At 69.7% G+C, this 3,715-nt stretch carries 4 protein-coding genes; 3 read left to right on the top strand and 1 reads right to left on the bottom strand.

Features of this window, described 5'->3' with window-relative positions; translation table 11 throughout:
* Positions 1-701 (top strand): DUF4139 domain-containing protein (locus OS124_RS0117135; RefSeq protein ID WP_010141065.1); only part of this gene is annotated, 701 nt, incomplete at its 5' end.
* Between the two features lie 192 nt (positions 702-893).
* On the opposite strand, the gene OS124_RS0117130 is transcribed toward OS124_RS0117135, so the two are convergent.
* Complete coding sequence (locus OS124_RS0117130; protein WP_010141064.1) at positions 894-1,544, bottom strand: carbonic anhydrase; 651 nt, start codon at positions 1,542-1,544, stop codon at positions 894-896.
* Positions 1,545-1,748: 204 nt separating this feature from the next.
* Between OS124_RS0117130 and OS124_RS0117125 the strand changes: the two genes are divergently transcribed.
* Together OS124_RS0117125 and OS124_RS0117120 are read left to right on the top strand one after the other, a co-directional pair.
* Complete coding sequence (locus OS124_RS0117125) at positions 1,749-2,129, top strand: hypothetical protein (protein ID WP_010141063.1); 381 nt, start codon at positions 1,749-1,751, stop codon at positions 2,127-2,129.
* Between the two features lie 101 nt (positions 2,130-2,230).
* Positions 2,231-3,628: a leucyl aminopeptidase family protein gene (locus tag OS124_RS0117120; RefSeq protein WP_010141062.1), complete on the top strand. Its 1,398-nt coding sequence runs from the start codon at positions 2,231-2,233 to the stop codon at positions 3,626-3,628.
* Positions 3,629-3,715: the final 87 nt, after the last annotated feature.

Genomic DNA, 3,715 nt, shown 5'->3' with positions numbered 1-3,715 from the left:
AGCCCTCGTTCATGGGCCGGGCCGAGGCGTCGGACATGGCGCTGATGGCCGCGCCGCAGATGGAGGAAAAGGCCGTGGCGGGGTTCGACGGGATCAACGTGACCTATGCGGCGCCACAGCCCGTCTCGGTTGCCAATGACGCCGATGCGGTGAAGATCGCCCTGGGCCGCGTCGACTTCACCCCCGAGGTCTTCGCCCGCGCCGTGCCGCTGCACGATGCCAGCGCCTTCCTTGTCGCCGGGCTGACCAACGACAGCGGCGAGTTGCTGCTGCCCGGCATGGCGCAGCTGTTCCGCGATGGCACCTTTGTCGGTCGTAGCCAGATCGACCTGGTGCCCGACGGTGAAGAGACGGAATGGAGCTTCGGCCCCATCGACGGTCTGCGCCTGACCCGCCTGCAAGAGCGGCTGGACGGCGACCGGGGCGTGATCTCGCGCCAGAACACCCGTCACGAGGCGGTGACCCTGCGGGTCGAGAACCGCACCGCGCAGGCCTGGGATCTGCGCCTGCTCGACCGGGTGCCCTATTCGGAACAGGATGACCTGAAGATCGAGTGGAGCGCCGACCTCGCCCCTGAAGTGGTCGATTTCGACGACCGAAAAGGGGTGCTGGAATGGCGGTTCCCGCTGGCGCCGGGCGCCGAACAGCAGATCCTGCTCGAACATGAGGTCACCTGGCCCGAGGGCATGGTGCTGCAGTAAGCCTGCCTGTCCTGCGCCGCATCCGTGGCGCCGGGCCAGTGCCCCGGGCGGGCTGGCTGGAGAGGATCGCCGACCCGGCCGGCCCAGGGTCATCCGGATCGACATGAAAAGACCCGCCGGAGGTTTCCGGCGGGTCTGACAGGCAGGGGGCCTGCGGGATCTCGGGGCGGGCCCCGACGGGCCCGGTGGCAATCAGATCGGGCTGAAGGCCTTCTCGGCCGCCAGGTACTGTTCCAGCGATCCATTTGCGATGTCGTGCCACAACCCGTGGACCGACAGCTCTCCAGCCTCGACGCGGTCGCGCACGAAGGGGAAGGTCATCAGGTTCTCCAGCGACACCAGCACCGCCTCGCGCTCAAGCGCGGCCTTCTGCGCGGCCTCGCCCTCGATGTCCTTGATGCGCTCGTAGCCGGGGCGCAGCAGGTCCATCCAGCGGCCGACGAAGCTGGTCTTCTCCTCAAGCTCCGGCGCCTGGCCCGAGCACATGGCATGGCAGCCCGCGACACCGCCGCAAGAGGAATGGCCCATCACCACCACATGCGCCACCTTCAGCGCGTCGACGGCATATTCCACCGCCGCCGAGGTGCCGTGCTGGTTGCCGTCGGGCTCGTAGGGGGGGACCAGGTTGGCGATGTTGCGGTGGATGAAGAACTCTCCCTGGTCGGCGCCGAACAGCGCGGTGACATGCACGCGCGAGTCGCAGCAGGAGATGATCATCGTCTTCGGGCGCTGCCCCTCTTCCGCCAGGCGGCGATACCACGACTTGTTGTCCTCGAAGGTCGTGGCCTTCCAGCCGTGGTAGCGCTGGACGAGCAGGTTGGGCAGGGGCTTGGCGCGATGCATGGAGGGCTCCGGTAAGACTTTTCGGTGAGGGCGAATATAGGCGCCTCGCCGGGCGCGGCAAACGGGAATGGGCGGATTGAGGAAGAATTGAAGGCAAATGCCCGGTTGATTGCGGCGCAGGCCGTGCCATGGCGCAAGGTTTTGGGAACTTCCGCGGGCGATTGTGCGCTCTGCCGTGGGGGCATTGGTGGAAGGGGTGACAACGTGGACCAGATTCTGGTTCTGACGCGGGAGGAGCCGGTCCGGCTTGATGCGGACAGGCTTCGGGAGCTGTACACGCGCCTGGGCGACGTGGGCGCAGAGGATGTCGTCTGCCGCGCGATGGAGGAAATCGCCGTGCGGCTGGCCCATACGGAGCGGCTCTATCGCCAGGACCGCATGGCCGAGATGCGCAAGTCCGCCCGCTCGCTCGTCGCCATTGCCGATCAGGTGGGCATGCGGGCGCTGTCGGTGGTGGCCGAGGATGTCACCCGGTGCATCGACGCCGGCGATCCGGTGGCGCTGGCGGCCACGCTGTCGCGGCTGCTGCGGGTGGGCGAACGCTCTCTGATCGCGATCTGGGATCTGCAGGACGTCACCCTCTAGCGGTGCCTCGCCGGGGTCGCGGCCGCGCGGCGGATTGCGCTTGCGGGCGGTGCGGGCTGGATTAGGCTGGCGCAAAGACCTTACAGCCCAACGGTGACGCCATGACTTCCGAACTGATGACCTTCCTGCCTGCCGGAACCGAGGCCCTGCCGCTGCACCTCGTCGACGCCGAGGCTCTGCCAGCGCTGCTGGAGGCGGAGCCGCAGGCTGCCGCCTGGGTCGAGGCCATGGGCTTCACCGGAGCGCTCGGCCAGGCACTGGTGGTGCCGGGGGCCGACGGGACGCCGGCGCTTGCTCTGGCGGGCTATGGCGATGCGGCGGCGCGGCTACGCGGGCGCTTCTGGCTGGCGGCCGCAGCGGCGCATCTGCCGGCGGGGGCCTATCGGCTGGTCAGCACGCTGTCGCATGAGATGCTCGAGGTCGAGGCCCTGGGCTGGCTTCTGGGCGGCTACAGCTTCGACCGTTACCGCGCCCAGCCGGTCAGGGGCGCCCGTCTCGTCGCGCCCGAGGGGGTCGATGCCGCCCGGCTAGAGGCGATCGCCACCGGCGAGGCGCTGACCCGCGACCTGATCAACACTCCTGCCAGCGACATGGGCCCGGCCGAGCTGGAAGCCGCCGCCCGCGAACTGGCCCTGACCCATGGCGCCAGCATCGAGGTCACCACCGGCGACGCGCTGCTGGCGAACAACCTCCCGATGATCCACGCCGTCGGGCGCGCCGCCACCGAAGAGCGCGCGCCGCGGCTGATCGACCTTCGCTGGGGCGATGACGGCCCGCTGCTGACGCTGGTCGGCAAGGGGGTCTGCTTCGACACCGGCGGTCTGAACCTGAAGCCCGGCGCCTCGATGGGCCTGATGAAGAAGGACATGGGCGGCGCCGCCAACGTGCTGGGGCTGGCCTCGATCCTGATGGCGCGGGGTCTGCCGATCCGCCTTCGGGTGCTGGTGCCGGCGGTCGAAAACGCCGTCTCGGCGCCCTCGTTCCGGCCGCAGGACATCCTGACCGCGCGCAATGGGCTGACCGTCGAGATCAACAACACCGACGCCGAGGGACGGCTGGTGCTGGCCGATGCGCTGGCCCTCGGCGCCGAGGAGAAGCCCGACCTGATGATCTCTTTCGCGACGCTGACCGGCGCGGCGCGGGTGGCGGTCGGGCCGGACCTCTCGCCCTATTTCACCGATGACATCAACGTCGCCCACGGGCTCGAGGCGGCTGCGGGGGTCGTGGCCGATCCGGTCTGGCGCCTGCCCTTCCACGACCCCTACGAGAGCATGATCGAACCCGGCATCGCCGACCTCGACAATGCGCCGAAGGGGGGCTTCGCCGGTGCCATCACCGCCGCGCTCTTCCTGCGCCGCTTTGCCGGCGAAGGCACGCGCTATACCCATTTCGACATCTACGGCTGGGTGCCCTCGGCGCTGCCGGGGCGCCCGAAAGGGGGCGCGGGCATGGGCATCCGGGCGCTGCATGCGGCGCTGCCGGGCCTGCTGGGCCTGTGACCGGGGCGCAGGACCGGCGCCGCTGGCCGGCCAACGCCCGTGTCGCCGCCGAGCGGCTGCGCGGGCAGGCCGGTGACGTGACCTACC

The sequence above is a fragment of the Oceanicola sp. S124 genome (assembly GCF_000220565.1).
Classification (GTDB): Bacteria; Pseudomonadota; Alphaproteobacteria; order Rhodobacterales; family Rhodobacteraceae; genus Pseudooceanicola.
Note: the sequence above shows the minus strand (reverse complement) of the source record. Positions and strands in the feature narration are given on the sequence as shown.

Excerpts from the sequence above, each read along its gene's own strand:
- OS124_RS0117130 (WP_010141064.1), bottom strand. The coding sequence starts at position 1,544 with ATGCATCGCGCCAAGCCCCTGCCCAACCTGCTCGTCCAGCGCTACCAC.
- OS124_RS0117120 (WP_010141062.1), top strand. The coding sequence starts at position 2,231 with ATGACTTCCGAACTGATGACCTTCCTGCCTGCCGGAACCGAGGCCCTG.